General features: G+C 60.6%; 17 protein-coding genes and 1 pseudogene. 10 read left to right on the top strand and 8 right to left on the bottom strand.

Annotated elements, in window-relative coordinates:
• The first annotated feature begins 38 nt into the window (after positions 1-38).
• From ACEN8U_RS28800 to ACEN8U_RS28770, 7 genes are all read left to right on the top strand, one after another.
• Entirely contained in the window at positions 39-1,007 is a 969-nt protein-coding gene (locus ACEN8U_RS28800; RefSeq protein ID WP_310105536.1) for an ABC transporter substrate-binding protein, read from the top strand.
• A gap of 116 nt (positions 1,008-1,123) precedes the next feature.
• The gene (locus ACEN8U_RS28795) at positions 1,124-2,167 is read left to right on the top strand and encodes an ABC transporter permease (RefSeq protein WP_310105539.1); all 1,044 of its coding nucleotides are present in this window, start codon (positions 1,124-1,126) and stop codon (positions 2,165-2,167) included.
• On the top strand, positions 2,164-3,270 hold the full coding sequence (locus ACEN8U_RS28790; protein WP_041744971.1) for a quaternary amine ABC transporter ATP-binding protein: 1,107 nt from the start codon (positions 2,164-2,166) through the stop codon (positions 3,268-3,270). Before ACEN8U_RS28795 ends, ACEN8U_RS28790 begins: the two co-directional genes overlap by 4 nt.
• A 75-nt stretch (positions 3,271-3,345) precedes the next feature.
• Positions 3,346-4,764 (top strand): aldehyde dehydrogenase family protein, encoded by a 1,419-nt coding sequence (locus tag ACEN8U_RS28785; protein WP_310105542.1) that lies wholly within the window; start codon positions 3,346-3,348, stop codon positions 4,762-4,764.
• A 13-nt stretch (positions 4,765-4,777) separates the two neighbouring features.
• Positions 4,778-5,851 carry a GlxA family transcriptional regulator gene (locus ACEN8U_RS28780; protein WP_015001815.1) on the top strand — a complete coding sequence of 358 codons (1,074 nt, stop codon included), beginning with the start codon at positions 4,778-4,780 and terminating at the stop codon, positions 5,849-5,851.
• A gap of 27 nt (positions 5,852-5,878) precedes the next feature.
• Positions 5,879-6,793 (top strand): LysR substrate-binding domain-containing protein, encoded by a 915-nt coding sequence (locus ACEN8U_RS28775; protein ID WP_310105545.1) that lies wholly within the window; start codon positions 5,879-5,881, stop codon positions 6,791-6,793.
• Positions 6,794-7,101: 308 nt separating this feature from the next.
• Positions 7,102-8,421, top strand: a complete 1,320-nt coding sequence (locus ACEN8U_RS28770; protein ID WP_310105547.1) for a Xaa-Pro peptidase family protein — start codon at positions 7,102-7,104, stop codon at positions 8,419-8,421.
• Positions 8,422-8,782: 361 nt separating this feature from the next.
• Here the strand turns inward: ACEN8U_RS28770 and ACEN8U_RS28765 are convergent, their stop codons facing one another.
• The 5 genes from ACEN8U_RS28765 to ACEN8U_RS28745 form a co-directional block, all read right to left on the bottom strand.
• On the bottom strand, positions 8,783-10,057 hold the full coding sequence (locus ACEN8U_RS28765; protein WP_310105550.1) for a haloacid dehalogenase-like hydrolase: 1,275 nt from the start codon (positions 10,055-10,057) through the stop codon (positions 8,783-8,785).
• Between the two features lie 392 nt (positions 10,058-10,449).
• The gene (locus ACEN8U_RS28760) at positions 10,450-11,421 is read right to left on the bottom strand and encodes a zinc-binding alcohol dehydrogenase family protein (protein ID WP_310105553.1); all 972 of its coding nucleotides are present in this window, start codon (positions 11,419-11,421) and stop codon (positions 10,450-10,452) included.
• An 8-nt stretch (positions 11,422-11,429) separates the two neighbouring features.
• A complete protein-coding gene (locus tag ACEN8U_RS28755; protein WP_310105555.1) occupies positions 11,430-11,585 on the bottom strand; it encodes a hypothetical protein in 156 nt (51 codons plus the stop codon).
• 57 nt (positions 11,586-11,642) lie between these two features.
• Positions 11,643-12,950 carry a sugar MFS transporter gene (locus ACEN8U_RS28750; RefSeq protein ID WP_310105558.1) on the bottom strand — a complete coding sequence of 436 codons (1,308 nt, stop codon included), beginning with the start codon at positions 12,948-12,950 and terminating at the stop codon, positions 11,643-11,645.
• 12 nt (positions 12,951-12,962) lie between these two features.
• Complete coding sequence (locus ACEN8U_RS28745) at positions 12,963-13,898, bottom strand: NAD(P)-dependent oxidoreductase (protein WP_310105560.1); 936 nt, start codon at positions 13,896-13,898, stop codon at positions 12,963-12,965.
• Between the two features lie 296 nt (positions 13,899-14,194).
• Here ACEN8U_RS28745 and ACEN8U_RS28740 point away from each other — a divergent pair, with 296 nt between their 5' ends.
• Genes ACEN8U_RS28740 through ACEN8U_RS28730 form a run of 3 tightly spaced genes read left to right on the top strand, consistent with a single transcriptional unit; the run spans position 14,195 to position 16,009 of the window.
• Positions 14,195-14,746, top strand: coding sequence for a cupin domain-containing protein (locus tag ACEN8U_RS28740; protein ID WP_310105563.1), 552 nt, complete (start codon positions 14,195-14,197; stop codon positions 14,744-14,746).
• Between the two features lie 46 nt (positions 14,747-14,792).
• The gene (locus tag ACEN8U_RS28735) at positions 14,793-15,743 is read left to right on the top strand and encodes a dioxygenase (RefSeq protein WP_310105566.1); all 951 of its coding nucleotides are present in this window, start codon (positions 14,793-14,795) and stop codon (positions 15,741-15,743) included.
• Positions 15,728-16,009, top strand: a complete 282-nt coding sequence (locus tag ACEN8U_RS28730; protein WP_310105569.1) for a putative quinol monooxygenase — start codon at positions 15,728-15,730, stop codon at positions 16,007-16,009. The genes ACEN8U_RS28735 and ACEN8U_RS28730 overlap by 16 nt, the downstream gene beginning before the upstream one ends.
• 132 nt (positions 16,010-16,141) lie before the next feature.
• Here the strand turns inward: ACEN8U_RS28730 and ACEN8U_RS28725 are convergent, their stop codons facing one another.
• From ACEN8U_RS28725 to lspA, 3 genes and pseudogenes are all read right to left on the bottom strand, one after another.
• Positions 16,142-17,134: a LysR family transcriptional regulator gene (locus ACEN8U_RS28725; RefSeq protein ID WP_310105572.1), complete on the bottom strand. Its 993-nt coding sequence runs from the start codon at positions 17,132-17,134 to the stop codon at positions 16,142-16,144.
• 109 nt (positions 17,135-17,243) lie between these two features.
• Positions 17,244-17,393, bottom strand: a pseudogene (locus ACEN8U_RS28720) (glutathione S-transferase N-terminal domain-containing protein); the annotation flags it as partial.
• Positions 17,394-17,912, bottom strand: a complete 519-nt coding sequence (gene lspA, locus ACEN8U_RS28715) for a signal peptidase II (RefSeq protein ID WP_310105576.1) — start codon at positions 17,910-17,912, stop codon at positions 17,394-17,396.
• Between the last annotated feature and the right edge of the window lie 9 nt (positions 17,913-17,921).

Below are 17,921 nucleotides of genomic sequence, written 5' to 3'. Positions count from 1 at the left end.
GTAACCACGCAACGGAACTCAACACAGGAAACCATTGTATGAAATCGTTACTCGCACTATCCGCAGCTTTCTTGCTGGGTTCCATTTCCGTTCCGGCGATGTCGGCGGAATGTGGCTCGGTGACCATCACGGAAATGAACTGGTCGTCGGCGGCCGTGGTGACCGCCGTGTCGAGTTTTCTGATGGAGCAGGGATACGGATGCAAGGTCCAGAAGGTGCCGACGTCGACCGTTCCTGCACTGACCTCTCTTGCTGAAACCGGTAAGCCCGACATTCTGACGGAAGTCTGGCCGGCCGTCGCCGACGTCTATTACACGCTCGAGAAGCAGGGCAAGATCGTTCCCGTCGCCAAGGTGCTTTCCGATGGCGGTCAGGATGGATGGTGGGTGCCGAAGTACCTCGTGGACAAGCATCCTGAGCTCAAGACGCTGAATGGCATCCTCGCGCATCCCGATCTGGTTGGTGGGCAGTTTAACAACGGGCCGCCGGGATGGGGATCGACGGTTTCGAACAATAACCTCGTGAAGGCGTTCGATCTGCAGGGGCACGGTTTCAAGGTCGTGAGCTTCGGGTCGGGTGAAACGCTCGCAGCGTCGCTTGCCGCCGCTTACAAGGATCAGAAGCCGTGGTTCGGTTACTACTGGGCGCCGACATCCCTGCTGGGCAAGTATCCGATGGTCAGTGTGGACATGGGGCCGATCAATCCCGAAATCGCGAAGTGCAATGCGCGTCTGGATTGCGCCTCGCCGGGCAAGACAGGGTGGCCCCCGGCGCCCGTCCTCACGACAATGTCCAAGCCGTTTCACGACGCGCATCCCGACATCGTCGCGCTGATGAGTCATGTCTCGTTCACCAATGCAACCATGAACCAACTGCTTTCATGGCAAGAGGCGAACAAAGCAACAGCTGATGAAACGGCCGCCTATTTTTTGACGCATTATAAAGATCTCTGGAAAGGCTGGCTGTCACCGGATGCGGCTGCCAAGATCGGTGCAGTGATCAAATAGCAACTGCGGTCGTTCAACAGCCACCGCTGCCTGCCTTTTTCTTGATTGCTCGCGTGGCGCTTCATCGTGTTGGGGCGAAATGCAAGTGCTGAAAATATGGATGCCGGATCGAGTCTATGAACATCTACAACGCCTTTTTCGGCTCGCCGGCTGTCCGGCAGTGGTGCGATGCTGACGCACAGACGGGACCCGTCTCGCTTGCACAGCTGATCGCGAAATCGTCGTCTGCCACGACGAAAGACGGAAGCGGATGGAATCTGCCGTTTCCTTCTCTCGATGCGCTGAACGCAGACTGCCCGGCAATCCCACGGACGCGCGATTTCACTTCGGGCATCGAGCACGGTTTCCTGCACATTCGCAATGCGTTGAAGCTGGTACTGGATCCGTTGACGCAGCCGCTGTCATGGATGCTCGATTTCTCCTTGCATGTGGTGGACGTGGTGCCGTGGTGGGTCGTCACGGTCGCGCTTCTGCTCGTGACGTACGGCCTTTCCCGCTCGAAAAGGATTACCGCGCTCGCCGCTGGCATCCTGTTCTGCCTCGGACTGGTCGATCACCTGCACTACGCGTTGCAGACCACAGCGATCGTCTTCACCTGCACGATCATCTGCATCATTCTGGGCATGCCGATCGGCATTGCGATGTCAAAGAGCGACAAGCTGAAAAGCAGTCTGTTGCCCGTGCTGGACATGCTTCAGACGCTGCCCTCGTTCGTTTATCTGATCCCGCTGATTTTTCTCTTCAGCGTTACGGAGCCCAAACTCTACGGGATCGCCATCATTCTGTATGCGATCGTTCCCATGATAAGACTGACCGACCTCGGCGTCCGTCAAGTCGACGGCAGCGTAGGGGAGGCGGCGTCTGCGTTCGGCATGAGCTGGTTCCAGAAGCTGATTGGTGTAGAACTTCCGCTTGCGCTACCGAGCATCATGGCAGGCGTTAACCAGACAATCATGATGTCGTTGTCGATGGTGGTGATCGCGTCGCTCGTATCCGCGCCTGGACTCGGTGTACTGGTGCTTCGAGGCATCAACAATCTCGAGCTTGGTGTGGGTCTGGTCGCAGGTCTTTCGATCGTCTTTCTGGCAATACTTTTCGATCGCGTGACTAAAGCGTCGATGTCGCGCCTTAGCGCCCACACTCAGGGAGAACGCACATGAGCGGGGACGTGAAGATCTCGGTCAAGAACTGCTTCAAGGTGTTCGGGCCGAACCCCGGAGCGATGATGCCGCTCATCCGTAATGGCGTCAGCAAATCCGAACTGCTCGAAAAACATGGTCACGTCATTGGTCTTCACGACATCAACGTGGACATGCGCGCGGGCGAGATCACCGTCATCATGGGTCTTTCGGGATCGGGAAAGTCGACGCTCATTCGTCATCTGAACGGTCTGATCGTGCCCACGGCCGGGCAGATCCTGATGGACGGCCGGGATATCACCGAGCTGTCGGGCCGGGCATTGCTGGAGTTCAGACGGTCCCGCGTATCGATGGTGTTTCAGAACTTTGCGCTGATGCCGCACCTCACCGTGCTCGAAAACGTGGGATTGGCGAAGAAGGTATGCGGCAAGTCCAAACAGTCCACCCGGGCGGATGCACGGCGCTGGATCGACCGTCTGGGCCTAAGCGGCTTCGAGGGCCGATATCCGCATCAGTTGTCGGGCGGGATGCAGCAGCGGGTCGGGATTGCACGGGCATTGACGTCGGATGCGGGCGTGCTGCTAATGGACGAAGCCTTCTCCGCTCTCGATCCCTTGACGCGTGCCGACATGCAGGATCTGCTCATCGAGCTTCAACGCGAGCTCTTCAAGACCATCGTATTCATTACCCACGATCTCGAGGAGGCGCTGAAGATCGCCGATCATATCGTCATTCTCAAGGACGGGAAGATTGTTCAGCAGGGTGCACCGCAAAGCATCATTCTGAATCCGTGCGACGAATATATCGAGCGCTTCGTCAACGACATCAACCGGGCGCGCGTACTCAGAGTCAGGTCGGTCATGCAGCCTGCACCGTCCATCGTGACAGAGGCGACGGACGTCATTGACGCGAATGAGACGCTCGAGTCCGCGATGGTGAAATCGGAGGGCGACCCGGACCGGACGTTCACCGTCACCGATGCGGGCGCGATCGTAGGTACGCTCGCCATGCGGGACCTGATACGCGCGATCGTGCCGCGTAGCGTGCGAGGCGCACCGCAACGCGGCGCCGAGGCTGCGTCAGGCGCTCAACCCGTCAACGCTGTTCAAACGACGGCCGCGTGAATCTGGCCGGACCACTCCATCGGGTACGAGGCGCTCGCACCCGTACCAGAACCTGTATTGAACCGAGGAAACGCAGTGCGCTATCTTGACCACTTTTACATCGACGGAAAGTTTGTTCCTGGCACGGATCGCGCGCGGCGCGCGGTGATCAACCCCGCGACCCTCGAATCCGTTGGCGAAATCGCGATGGGAACGCAGGCGGACACGGATGCTGCAGTCAGCGCGGCGGGACGCGCTTTCGAAACGTTCTCCCAATCGGATGTTCGTTTCAGGCTGGAAATGCTTCGCCGTATTGCGGCGTTGTTCGATGCGCGCCGGGAGGACTTCGCGAGGCTGATGACGCTGGAGATGGGCACGCCGATTTCGTTTTCCAGAGCGGCGCAGGTGGGCGGATCCGAGGCTCACATCCAGAATGGAATCGAAATTCTTCAACGATTCGAGTTCGAGAAAAAGCAGGGCAAAACAACAGTCGTTCTGGAGCCCGTGGGCGTGTGCGGCCTGATCACACCCTGGAATTTTCCGGTCTTGCAGATCATCACCAAGCTCATCCCCGCGCTGGCCGTGGGCTGCACCGTCGTCCTCAAACCCAGCGAATATTCGCCGCTAAGCGCAATACTTCTCGCCGAACTGCTGCACGATGCGGACGTGCCGGCAGGTGTATTCAATCTCGTCAATGGCGATGGCGCGACGGTGGGTGCTGCGATGTCAGCGCATCCGGGGCTCGACATGATCTCGTTCACGGGTTCGACAAGAGCGGGCGTGCTTGTCGCCAGAGCGGCTGCGGATACGGTGAAGCGTGTGCATCAGGAACTCGGCGGAAATTCGGCCAACATCGTCTTACCCGATGCCAATATCGGAACAGCTGTGAAGGCGGGTGTGCATGCCGCCTATCGCAATGCCGGCCAGTCATGTACTGCGCCCGGACGAATGCTCGTCCACCGCTCCCAGTACGAACAGGGAATCGACGTCGCCCGGCACGCCGCGGAAGACTTCCGTTGCGGCGACATATTCGATGAAGCCACAATGCTCGGCCCGGTAGTCAACGAAGCGCAGTACATCCGTGGCAAAGGGCTGATCGCCTCCGCATTGGACGACGGTGCGACGCTGGTGACGGGCGGTGCGGATCTCCCCGCTGGCATCGAGACCGGGTATTTCATCCAGCCGACGGTGTTCGCCGATGTGACGCGGAACATGCGGATCGCAAAGGAAGAAACCTTCGCTCCCATCGTGTCACTGATCGCCTACGATGATGTCGACGAGGCGATCGATATCGCGAACGACACGCCCTATGGGCTCGCAGCGTACGTGCAGGGGAGCGATGAACGCGCCGCAAGAGTCGCGTCCCGATTGCGCGTGGGGCAGGTACAGATCAATCAGCCGCAATGGGATCCGTCCGCACCGTTTGGTGGCTTCAAGCAGTCAGGCAACGGACGGGAATGCGGCGAAGCGGGGTTTGAAGCCTATCTCGAGACCAAGGCGATTCTCACGCCTTGATTCACGGAAAGTGATGTCCATCGGCAACTCGAACTGGCGAGCAGCTGCTCTGGACGACACCCATTTCGCGGCGCAACTGCGATCGGCCACGCATTTCGCGTTTTTGCTCGTCCCGAACTTCAGCATGATTGCGTTCGTGAACGCGCTCGAAGTATTGCGGATGGCGAATCAGGTCAGCGGCGGTGACATTTTTGAATGGTCGGTGTCGGGTATAGAGGGATTGCCTGTCCGGGCGAGTAACGGCTTGACGGTCCCTGCGTTTTCCGCCGACCGGATGGACCGGGCGGACGTTGTGTTCGTCTGTGGTGGAAACGATATCGAGCGGACAACAACGGCGGCGCATCTCAATCTGGTGAGGCAGTACGCCCGGAGTGGCAAGTTCATTGGCGGGATATGCACGGGCGCCTATGTTCTCGCAAAGGCCGGGCTGCTAAAAGGCTACACATGCGCAATCCACTGGGAATATCTCTACGCTCAAGCAGAGAGATTTTTCGAAGTCGGATTTGAAGAACGGGTATTCAGGATCGACCGGGACAGGCTGACCTGCGCAGGCGGCATCGCGCCGGTGGACATGATGCTGGATATCGTTAGACGGTCGTTGGGGTCGGAAATCGTCGCAATGATCTCAAGCCAGTTTTCGTTGAATAACATCAGAAGCACCGATGCCAGACAGAAGACGACGCGTTACGGATCGTCCAGAAGCCTGGTGTCCGCTATCACCGAGCTGATGGAATGCAACATCGAGACGCCGCTATCGCTCGACACCTTATCAGTGCGTAGCGGTCTGTCCGAGCGGCAGCTCTCGCGTACGTTTCGAAATGCGGTTGGTCAGCCCGTGATGAAATACTACCGCTCGCTCCGGCTGCATCACGCGAGGCAGCTCTTGTCGCAAAGCAGCTTCTCTCTCACGGAGGTGTGCATTGCGTGCGGATTTCAATCGCATGCTCACTTCGCGACCGCGTATAGAAAGGAATTTGGCCTGACACCCGGTCAGGAAAGGGAGCGTGGGGACCGCGGGCTCGCGGGCGGGGAATCAGGCTACAATTCAGACGGCGGATCGGCGGTCGCATCGCTGGTTGTACCATAGCGTGAGCACCAACAGGGAGATGTGCAGATGGGTTCATTGAAGGCAACACTTCCTCCGCCGAACATGCTGATCACGTTTGAAGCTGCTGGGCGCCATCTGAGTTTTTCGCGTGCGGCCGTCGAGCTGGACGTTTCGCGGGTCGCGGTCAGCCAGCAGGTTCAGGCTTTAGAGACCTTTCTGGGTGTTCAGCTCTTCCATCGAGTCGACCGTGCTGTCAGGCTGACAGATAACGGCGCCCGCTATCATGCCGCGATTTCATCGGCTTTGCGGCAGGTTCTTCACGCAACGACGGAAGTCAGTTCGCGGCCCATCGATAACATCGTGACGATCAGCGCCACGGCGGGCTTTACGACCTACTGGCTTTTGCCAAATCTCGGTGCGTTTCGCGCACTGCACCCTGACATCGAGCTCCGGTTTATCGTCGCCGACCAGTACACGGACGGCGACAACAGCGTCGACATTGCCGTGACTTATGGATTGACGCCGCCGGAAGGGGATTCGGTTCTTCTCACGTCACAGACGATCGCACCAACGTGTTCGGCCACCTATCTCGCGAACCGGGAAGCACCCGAAAAGCCGGCCGACCTGCTCAAGCATCAGCTGATCCATCTCGAAGGGCCTTTCGACCGGCTGACGCGATGGTCCACCTGGTTCACCAACCAGGGTGTGAACATGGATGCCGCCAAGTCCACGATCACCGTGAACACCTATACGAATCTCGTTCAGGCCGTGTTCGATGGACAGGGTTTTGCTCTGATCGGACCTCCCCTCATGGAGCGGTTCCTGACTAACAGGACGCTGGTGCAGCCCATCAGAATGGAGCCGGTTCGTTGTCACGGATTTCATCTGACCGTGCTCCGTCATTCGCCCGTTGCCGCCGCCACTGGCGCGGTGGCCGACTGGATCAAGAGTTCTTTTCTCTGCAATCGCGACGCCGCATAAGTCGAGTTCTCTGACGCCTGTCGTCGATCGATATCAACGCGTCGCGTTAACTCTGGGTTAACGACGCCGGTTTTTTTTCCTGCGTTTACGGCGCGGGAGTCAGCGCGCACCATCTTTCGGTCTCGGGCGTTGCGAGACGAGCGTCGAGAGCGTCGGCCAGAAACGAGTCGCACGCAACCGCATAAGTCTTTGCGCAACTCATCGACAGATTGCGAAAGGCGCACTCGCCATGCCGGCTTCTTCCGGGAAAAACGGTAACTCGTGGCGAAGTCCGCGTGCGATCGTCAACCACCGTACAGGTAAAGCCTATGAACAGCCGCGATAACAACGAAGCCAATGCGTCCAACTCCCGCTCACAGCATGCATCCGACCGGCTATTCCGTCGCGATGAACTGGTTGCCAAGCATCAGGTCAGCAGGATCGACAGTTCAATAATCGCAGCATTCGAAGCGATCGACCGCCCGGCGCTGCGCGCGTATCGGCTCGAACGGCTCCGTGCGCAATTGCGGCTGCACGACTATGCCGGCATGTTGCTGGCCGATCCGATCAATATCCGGTACGCGACGGATACGAACAGTCTGGGCGTATGGGTGATGCACGCTCCGAGCCGATACGTCTTCGTCGGGACGGATGGCCCTGTCATTCTGTTCGACTTCACGACCAGTCGGCACAACAGCGAAGGCATCGAATCGATCGATGAAATTCGACCGACGATCGCATGGAATTATTTTCTGGCGGGGCCGCGCGTCCAGGAAAAAGCGGGAGAATGGGCCCGGTGCATCGCTGATGTCGTGCGTCAGCATGGAAGCGGAAACAGGCGTCTGGCAGTCGACAAATGCGATCCATGGGGCGCTGAAATGCTGAGGGCCGAGGGCATATCGCTCCATGACGCACAGCCGCTTACGGAGATGGCGCGCCTGATCAAAGGCCCGCAAGAGATCGCGCAGCACAGGGTATCGATGGCCGTGTGCGATCTCGGTGTGTCGAGAATGCGCGAGGCGTTGCGGCCAGGTATCACCGAAAATCAGCTGTGGAGCGTTCTGCAGGATACGAACACGGCGCACGGCGGGGAGTGGAGTGAGGCGCGTCTGCTGAGCTCCGGGCCCCGGACCAATCCGTGGTTCAGGGATGTCTCGAACCGGGTTATCAACGCAGGCGATATTGTTGGGTTCGACACCGACATGGTGGGTCCTGGCGGATATCTGTCCGATATTTCCAGAAGCTTCATCTGTCCCGGGGAAAACCCCTCGTCGGAGCAACGGACGCTGTTTGGCCACGCGAGAGATCAGATTGCTCACAACTGCGCATTGCTCAAACCAGGCGTGACGTTCCGGGAGTTCGCCGGGAAGTGTTGGGACGTGCCGGAGAAGTACGTACACAACCGTTACATGATGATGGTGCACGGATGTGGGCTTGTCGACGAGTATCCGAGCGTCGCATATGCCGTCGATTTCGACGAATGGGGTTACGACGGCACGTTTGAAGAAAATATGGTGGTCTCGGTCGAGAGCTTCATCGGAGAGAAGGGTGGTCAGGAGGGCGTCAAGCTGGAAGAGCAAGTCCTGATCACCGCGGATGGACCTGTACCACTGTCGAGTTGCCCGCTGCTCGGCGATCTTTTGATCTGATTGGCGGGTTGAAAACGTCCGCGCCGCGAGCCAGGTCAGGCGTATCGCGGCGCGACTATTTCGCAACACCCCGCATCGCATGGACAATCATGTCATATGGCACGTCACAGCTACGACTGCTTTCGGGCGCATTTGCGACAGTTCGGGACGGCGGGCGAATGTCAGTAACGGGTCGGATTTTGCCTCCGAGCGTCCCATGTCTGGGAACAAACGACGGCTGAGTCGAATCTCACAAGTCCTTCGCCATCATCAGGCTAGACTGGGGACTTCCACCCCCAATCTGTTGCGCACGTTCGGCGCATCAGGAAAAAACCCGCCTCACGGCGGGTTTCTCCTCAATGCCCAAGCGGACTGCCGCGAATCACGCAAGCAGCTTCCGCTCCGTCTTCCCGTACTTCACCGACTTTTCATCCGGAATCATCAGCCCGGTGTGCTCGTCCCGCCCCTGCAGAATGAAGCGCGCGTTGGGGTTGCCGAGTTGTTCGGCCGCCAGCTTGCTATCCGCGCCAATCTCGCCCTTCTTCATGCGGTTCACGATCACGCCGGCCGCCGTGTCCTTAAAGTCGCGCAGCATCCACGCGTCGCCGTCGCTGTCGCCGAACACGAGCAGCGGGCCGTAGCCTTTTTTCGACTCCAGTTCGCCGCGAATGCCCACGGTCTTGCCTGGACCGTAGTTGAAGTGCCAGCCGCTCTTGTAGTCGCTCGTGTATTTGCCATCCTTCATCTCCAGGCGCATGCCGATGACGTTTTCCGGGGGCACGCCGTATCCGTAGTTCGGATGGCCGGCAAACACGCGCACGACATCGTCGAGCGACGCGGTGCTGACGTACACGTCGATGCCGTTCGCACGCAGCGTATGCATCAACGCGCGAATCTCCTCGTGAATGCGGATGCCGTGGAAATGCTTGTCCGACACGACGCCAGCCTTGCCGGGCAGCGTAGGCGGGCTTTCATACGCGACCTTGCGCAGCGCATCGCCGATCCCGTGGTCGTTCGACGCCGCCGCCATCCCCTGCATCTCGACGGGCGTCATGTTCTTGTAGAAGTAGATGATCCACTTGTAACCGACTTCGAGCGGATGCGTATCGCAAATCGCGCCGTACATGAAGTACAGCTTCGCGCGGAAATCCTTGAACTGGTCGGTTTCCTGGATCGCTTCGAGGCTCTTGTCTCCGGCGAGGCCCTTGTAGTTCGCGTACAGCCAGCGGTAGTCGGATTCGACGTCGGCGGCGAGATCCTCCATCGTCACCGGTTTGCCTTCCACCGTCGTGTAGTCGCTCGTGAACGGGCCCTTAGGCACGTCCTTCCACATCACCTGAACGAACTCATCTGGCATCATTTTGTACTGCAGATGATTGATCTGGTACATCAGCAGCGCTTCTTCACAGTCGTTCATGATGCACGTGTTGTCCCAATCGAACACCGCGTATGGACGACGATTCGGGTTGTATTGCCTGCTTTTCACGCCGTGCTGGTCGAGCACCGACTGCAGACGCGCCGCGTTTAGCGGCGACCAGCGGCCAGGGTCGAGCGAGTCGGCCGTCGGCTTCCGGGCTTCGGCCGCGCCCGCTTTGGTGACGAGCGAAGCGGTCGCAGTGGCGACGGCAAGGGTGTTCAGAAACTGGCGGCGTTGCATGGTCTCTCTCCGTTGATATGGCGTCCCTGATTCCACCTGGGTTGCACTCGGCCGCTGCGCATAACGGCCGGCGTTCGTTCTCATGCCCACGCCGCCGGACGCGGCGTGGGAGCCTCGGGGCGACAGTGCATGGCCCTCTGAAAAATATGACGGAAATATGACGACGACCCAGCGCCTTGCGACGGTAAGCTGCCCAGGAACGACATGCAGGGGGATGCGCCGCCGCATAACGCCTCTTTCCCGCAGTGCTCAATACGCGCTTCCTGTGGCTTGGCCCGATGCTCAGGACATTGACCATTTACCTGGACAGCAGTCGAACTGCCCGCTCAGCTTCCTTCGTTCGAAGCGAGACGTGCGCCGCCCTCCCGAAACTGTCAGGGCGGTCGCTGGGATCATCGATAAGTGCCTGTTGCGACTGTTGCCGGGTTCGGCACATAGACGATGCGTTGCCCCTCGTCGGCCCAGGTGGTCGAAACGTCAGAAAGTGGGACTGCGCGGTAGTCCAGCGACAGTCTCGCCTTTGCGGCGGCCTGCAAAACACCATCTATGGCGCCGATAAGGCCGTGCACACTCACGCTGCCGAGGCCGCTTCCCATGATCTGGATAGCGGAGGACCGCAATGCAGAAGCGGGCAACGCGACTTCGCTTGCAGCGGCGGAACCGACCTGGACAAACCGGAGCGGTAGTCCCGAAGGACCGGCCTTCGCGGCCGCAACGAGAATTGAGCGCGCGCTGGCTCCCCACAGATAGTCGAGCACCACGTGAACCCCGCTCGCAAAGTGTGGGTGCAGCGCGGCCTCGAATGCTTCCGGGTCATCGCCAAGAGGAATCTCTGCGTCCGCGCCGACGGTGCGAAGCACCGCTTCATTACGGCCCGTCGCTATCACGCGTGCCGCGCCAAGATGTCGCGCGATCCAGACCGCAAGCTTTCCCGCTACGCCAGTGGCGCCGTTTATCAGGACTGTCTCGCCGTCGATCAGCCTCGCGCGTTGCGTCAGCGCTGCCCAGGACGACATGCCCGGGTTGGCGAGCACCGCAGCAGTGCTGTCTTCCAGGTCCTCTGGCAGCGGGAGCCACTGTCCATTCTTGACGACCGTTCGATCGGCCATCGCGCCAAACGGCGAGCGCGGCAGCAGGAAGTAAACCCGTCTTCCGTCATCGAGCCGCCCAACGCCATCGACTCCCACAACAAACGGATACTGTCCGGTTGCGCTGTAATGATGGCCGGCGGCACGGCCACGGGCGAGTTGACTCAACGCGGATGCTGTTACATGGACAATGACTTCGCCCGGCTCCGCCACCGGCTCAGCAAAATCGTCATAAACCGGCAGGCGGCCGGGTTTCAAAGCGATTGCAGCTTTCATCTTCACCCTTAGAAGTAATACGTGGCTTCGATCGCCCGAGCGCTGGTGGGAATGTGAGGCATCGTCTCTTCGACGGAGGCCACCGGATAGCTGAATGCCACGTAAAGACGCTTGCGCAGGTTTGGTGCCACGAGGCGCTGAATTTCAGCCTCAAGCTCGGACATGGTGAATCCCTTCAGTGTTGACTGCATGAAAATAAAACACGTCTTCTGGCGGGGCGTTTATTCGAGCGATGACGTCGAGTTGTGCCGACTCGCTCGACGGTCAGCGGCACGGATCGACAGCGCGAAACCCAGCACAACGGCGAAGCAGACCACCGGCACCCAGTACGCTGCGCTCGTCGTAGAGCGGTCGGCGATTGCGCCCATCGCCAACGGCGCGACAGCGCCGCCAACCAGCGCCATCACGTGGAATGAGCCGGCGCGCCCCGTACGCGCGCCGAGCCCGCTGATGCCCAGCGCGAAGATGGTCGGAAACATGATGGACTCGAAGAAAAACACGGCGGTCAGTGCGACCACCGCAACTGGGCCCCTGGTCACGCAGGCGGCGATGCAAAGCACGAGCGAGGCAACCGCGTATGTCGCCAGCATCGCGGCGGCATCCAAGCGATGCATCAACGCTGTCGAAAGAAAGCGGCCGCCCGTGAACGCGATCATCGCCCCGGACAGGATGAACGCCGCCTGGCTTACCGGCAACGCTGCCCAGTGTTCCGTGGCGAAATTGATGAAGAATGCCGCGATACCCACCTGAGCCGAGAAGTAGAAAAATTGCGCGACGACGCTGAACACGAAGCGTCGCTCGCGACGCAGCGGCAACGCTTCATTCGCGTCTGCTACCGGGAGCGGCGCATCCTGGCCCGGCTCCGGCAACGCAAGGCGCCAGAATGCGAACGCAAGCAGCAGTACGACGGTTGCGATCACGATATACGTCGCTCTCACTGAAGCCACGTTGGATGCCGCGGTAGCTGCCGCATTCGCGACTTCCGCGCCGGGCCGGAAGAAGAACAAACCACCTATCAAGGGGCCCGCGAACGCGCCGAAACCGGTGAACGCCTGGGCAAGGTTAAGTCGGAGCGCGCCGCCATCAGGCGGCCCCAGCACCGTCACGTAAGAATTGGCCGCGCTCTCCAGGCACGCCGCACCGCATGCGAGGACAAACAGCGCCATCAGGAACGGATAGAAGCGATGCTGTGACGTCGCAGGAGCAAACAGCAGCGCGCCAAGCGCGAAGATCGCGAGTCCGAGCAGGATGCCGCGCTTGTAGCCGTAGCGATTGACGAACAGTCCGGACGGAATCGCGACGAGGAAGTAGGCGCCGAAATAGCACGTCTGAAGCAAGGCGGACTGCAAGCGCGTGACGTGGAGCGTCTGCTGGAAATGTTTGTTCAGCACATCGAGCAGACCGTAGGTGAGGCCCCACGCGAAGAAGAGACTGACGACCAGCGCGAGGGCAATGCGGTAGCGCACGGCGTCATCGCGTGAAATTCTGGTCGCAGCGCCATCCATGACGGAGGAAGTGGAAGTGGGCATGTCGCACCTCGCTCATGCATTGCGCTGCGCACGCGCTGAGCGCAACGAGAGCTTGATCGTCGCGGCATAGTCCTCGCTGCCAAGGCCGAACGCCGATGCGTGATCGAGCGCCTGCGAGACCACCGACGTGATCGGCAATGCCAGATGTGCATCGGCGCCCGCCTCGAGAATCAGGCCAACGTCCTTGCGCATCTGCTCGACCGTGAAGGTCGGCGAGTAGTCATGGGCGACGAGCTGCTGCGCCTTGGCCTTGATGATGGGGGAGGCCACCGCGCTTTCGCACAGCACCTGCCACATGTCGCGCCAGTCGAGGCCCCCTTGCTCGCCGATCGCGAGCGCTTCGCCCAGCATGCCGACGGTATTGGCGACCATCGAATTGATGACCAGCTTCATCGTGCGTGCCTGTTCCGCTCCGCCAACGTAGAACTGTGATGGTCCGAGCAGCCGTAGCAACGGCAAGATACGGCGATACTGCTCGAGCGGACCGGATGCAATCGCAGTCAACTCCGCGTGTTCGGCCATCCGTGCATTGCCCGATACGGTCACGCGCAAATAGTCGACCCCCGCCTCCTCGAACACACGTGCAACGCGAGCCGACGCCTTCGTCGACACGGTGCTGGTATCGACATATAACTGCCCCGGACGCGCGCGTGCCGCAAGTTCCCACGCTACCGCTTCAAAAGCGGCGTCATGCGGAAGCGACGTGATCAGAATTGCGGCCGCGTCGGCAATCGCATCCAGCGTGTCGAGCACAGGCAGACCGCCGGCCCGGGCCAGCGACGCGCGCTCGCTGCTTGCATCGAATGCGGATACGCGGTGGCCGTGCCGGTGCAGGCGCTGCGCCATCGGCAGGCCCATCTTGCCGACACCCACGAAGCCGATGTCGAAGAGGTCGTGATCTGCTGAACGGGTATCGCGTTCGGCGCAGGCGCAAGTTGTGTCGTCCATGAATGTCTCCCGGTTGTAGTCGAGTCGCTGGCGAGCGGGTCGAGCGCCGACGGTCTGAACCGATCGTAATGGGCAGCCAGCGCGCCCGTCCAACACCGAATGTTTCTGGACTTGATGCCGGTTTGTTATCGAAGCTGTGCTGCAGGCATGTGCTGAACGCCTGCCGTCGATGCCGGAAAGTTATTGAGCCTTTCAAAAAATGGTGTTGGATTTCGAGCAGCGGGCTCCTTACGCTTCGTCTGGTGAGCCGCAACACATGCAGGTCACGCCCGATACCTCTATGGAGAACACAGACTATGGATATCACACCGCAGCAGATGGAAGCCACGCGGGTCGCGCGTTGGGGCAAGGTCGAACCGTACGGCGAGACCTTCATCGAAAGCAGGCTGCCTGGATTCACGAAGCGCCTGTACAAGATCATCAACCGCGGTGTGCTCGAGAACAAGGGCGTGCAGCCGGCTATCCAGGGCGCGCATCGCTTCGGCGTCACCTTGATCGAAGTGCCGGTCGGCCAGGGTGCGAACCTGCACTCGCACAAGACCGAAGAAGTATTCTTTCCGCTCAATGGCAAGATGATCGTGATCTGGGGCGATCAGGGCGAGCACCAGATCGAACTGAACCAGTGGGACTGCATCTCGATGCCGACCGGTGTCATGCGCGGCTTTCGCAATCCCAACGACCATGCGCTCGTGATCTATTCGGTGGTTGGCGGCACCGATGAGGAAGTGGGTCGGATCGAGTGGCATCCCGACGTGCTGAAGGCGGCCGAGGGCACCGGCCTGCAATATGATGAAACCGGCTATCTGAAGATCGAAGCGCAAGGTGCCGACCGCCAGGTCGCTTCATAAGAGCAGATCCAGTGGCAATTAACTTATGCAGGAGGCGAAGCACCCAATGAACGAATCCGCTCGCGTAGCAGCAGCGCCACCCACGCTGCCCGAAGCCGACACAGGCTTCGAACCGGGAGACGGCCACGAAGCGCTCGCGGCAACGCCCGAGGCTTTGCTTCAGGCCGTGCTCGCTGCGAACCGCCGAACGACGAACCCTCGCCTCAGGCAGATTCTCGATGCGCTGCTTCGTCATCTGCATGCGTTTGCGCTGGAAGTCGGACTTAGCTATCAGGAACTGGAAGTCGGGCTCGACTTCCTCGTGCGTATCGGCAAGGCGACCGGCCCCGAAAAACATGAAGGCATTCTGCTCGCGGACATTCTCGGGTTGGCCACGCTGGTCGGCCTTATCGATGCGAAGCAGGCGCTGGCCGCAGGCGGCACGGAGCCCGCGCTGATCGGCCCGTTCTGGCGCGCGGCCCAGCCGCTGCGCGAGAACGGCGCGCCTATCGCCGCCGAGGGTACGCCGGGCGAGCGGCTCTTCGTCAATGGCCGCGTCCTGTCGCTGGACGGCAAACCAATCGCCAATGCGCGCGTGGAAACCTGGCAGGCTTCGCCGGGCGGACTTTACGAGAACCAGGACCCGGACCAGGTAGACATGAATCTGCGTGGCCGCTTCGAGACCGACGCGGACGGCCGCTTCTCGTTTCGCAGTGTGCGGCCCTCGGGTTATGCGGTGCCCGTGGACGGTCCATGCGGCGAACTGCTCCACGCACAGCGGCGCGCGATCATGCGGCCCGCGCATCTTCACTTCATCGTGATGGCCGACGGCTACAAGACGCTCGCCACGCAGATCTTCGATGCAGAAGATCCGAATGCGTACCGCGACGTCGTGTTCGGTGCGGTCGGCTCGCTGCTGCATCGATTCGAACGGCAGCCCGACGACAGCTTCCGGCTCGACCTCGACCTGAAGCTCGAACCCGGCACGATGCGCGTGCCCATGTGTCCGCTGCCATGACACCATCGTCCGCTGCCCGGGCGCGAGCAGAACGCCCTTCGACGACGGATGCGCCGCTGGTTATTCTCGCGACATTCGTACCGAAGCCAGGCCATGAAGAGGCCGTCCGGCACGCGCTGCAAGCGGTGCTCGCGGCCACTCGCCGCGAGCCGGGGTGCCTGCGGTTCGACCTGTATGTGAGCTTCGAACCGGTCACGACGTTCCGGCTGTTCGAGATTTTCAAAACTCAGCAAGCAATCGATGCGCATCGCGACACCGATCACTAACGCACGTTTCGCGCGGCCGTCATGCCGCTGTTAGCGGCAGCGCCTGTCGTGATGAAGATGGCGCCGCTCGACGCGGTTCAATTTCCGTAGCATTTGACGACGCCGACTCGCGCGTGGCTCGCACATTGCGCGTCACTCATCGCGCGTATCCGCCGCAACCACCGTCGGTTCGTGCGCCCGCGCCATCGGCCAGTCGCCGGCGCTGATCATCATCGTTATTAGCGCGCGGATCGTGCTAATCAGCGCGATGGTCGCGCTCGACGGCGGACGCTGCCGAGCGTGGGCGAGAAAGCGCTCAAGTACCAGGCCGTCGATCGGGGCCGCGCGCAGCCGCCCGGTCTGAATCTCGCGGCGCACGGCGGATGCAACGTGCACGGTCCAGCCCGCACCGTCCGAAACGAGCTGCGCGGCGACATCGGCCGACTCGACTTCCATCACGTCGTTGAGCACCAGATTCGCATTGGCAGCGCTACGCTCCAGCGCGAGCCGCACGCCCGACTTCTGCAAGCCGGCGAGGATCAATGGTACGTCGCCTAAGGCTTCGATACGCAATGACGGCCCCGCGAGCCGCGCATCGCTCGCAGGGCCGATGGCGCACAGCATTTCTGTCAGCACCAGTTCGGCATGAATCTGCGCGGGCGCGGCGATGGGGCCGGTCAGCAGTGCGACGTCGAGCGTGCCGCGTTCAAGCGCGTCGGATAGCGACGGCGAAAAGCTTTCGTTGACGCGCAGCCGCACCTCCGGATAGCGCTCGCGCAGCAAGCGGGTGAGAGGAAGCACGAAGAAGCTGGCAAACGCCGGCGGCAAGCCGAGCGCAACCGTGCCGCGCGGTGTGCCCTGCAGGTCCCTGATGTCGACGCGGATCTGGTCCGCGTAGCGCAGCAGGAAGGTGGCGCGATCGAGAAGCAGCTCGCCTTCGCGCGTGAGCGATGCGCCGCGCGAATGACGTTCGACGAGCTTCACGCCGAGCTCGGCTTCGAGCAGTTGCACCTGCCGGCTGAGTGCCGGCTGGGCAATATGCAGGACGGCCGCGGCGCGCCCGAAGTGCTGGTGAGCGGCAAGCACGGCGAAGTAGCGCAGCTGACGCAGGTCCATCATTTCCCTCGAATGGATCGTCGCATCCATGTCCGAAACCGCGTGCGACGGTACGGCTTATCGGCGTATTGTCAGCCCGCGGCCCTGTTGCGGCTCGACCTTTGATAAGCGCGGAGACGACTTCAATAGGGTGGCAGACCTGAAGTTGGCGCGCCCTCGCTCGATGATGTCGGTCGCGGGAATAAATCGGCGTTTCAGGGAATGTCTCGTCCAGGTACTCGGTGATTGCCGTTGACTCGGATAGCGCCAAACCGCCGTGTACCAACGTAGGTACGCGCTGAGTCAACGTTCAGATCCTCAGGCTGTTGCGGTCCCGCGGCAAAGTGGGCTTGCGTTTCACGCTGCTGAGAAGGAGTAGCGCTACGCCGAGCATGATTCCGATGTCTGCGACATTGAATATGCCCGTTCTCAGGTGTCCGATACCCACGTTCAAGAAATCGAAAACGCGGCCATCATACATACAGCGATCGACGAGATTGCTAAGTCCACCGCCAAGAATGCAAGCTATCGCCATGACGTCGACTCGGCCAAGCCTGGATGAGCGCAACAGCCAACCCACCAGGCCGATCAGAATCGCCAAAACACCCAATACGAGAATGGCAGCGCGCATCGCGCCAGACATATGCGCCCCAAGGCCGAGGAACGCGCCATCGTTGTAGGTGGGAAGCACCAGGAGACTTCCAGCAAACAGCGACACGACTTCGCCGGGCGACAATATCTGCTTGAACAATGCTTTCGTGAACTGGTCGATAACGATCCAGGCGAGCGCGCAAACCAGCGCAATGGTAAATCTCTGTTTCGTTGTCATTCGAGCTTC

The organism is Paraburkholderia phenoliruptrix, assembly GCF_047325075.1.
Taxonomy (GTDB): Bacteria; Pseudomonadota; Gammaproteobacteria; order Burkholderiales; family Burkholderiaceae; genus Paraburkholderia; species Paraburkholderia phenoliruptrix.
The sequence above is the reverse complement of the archived record's forward strand: the minus strand, read 5'-3'. Positions and strand labels throughout refer to the sequence as shown.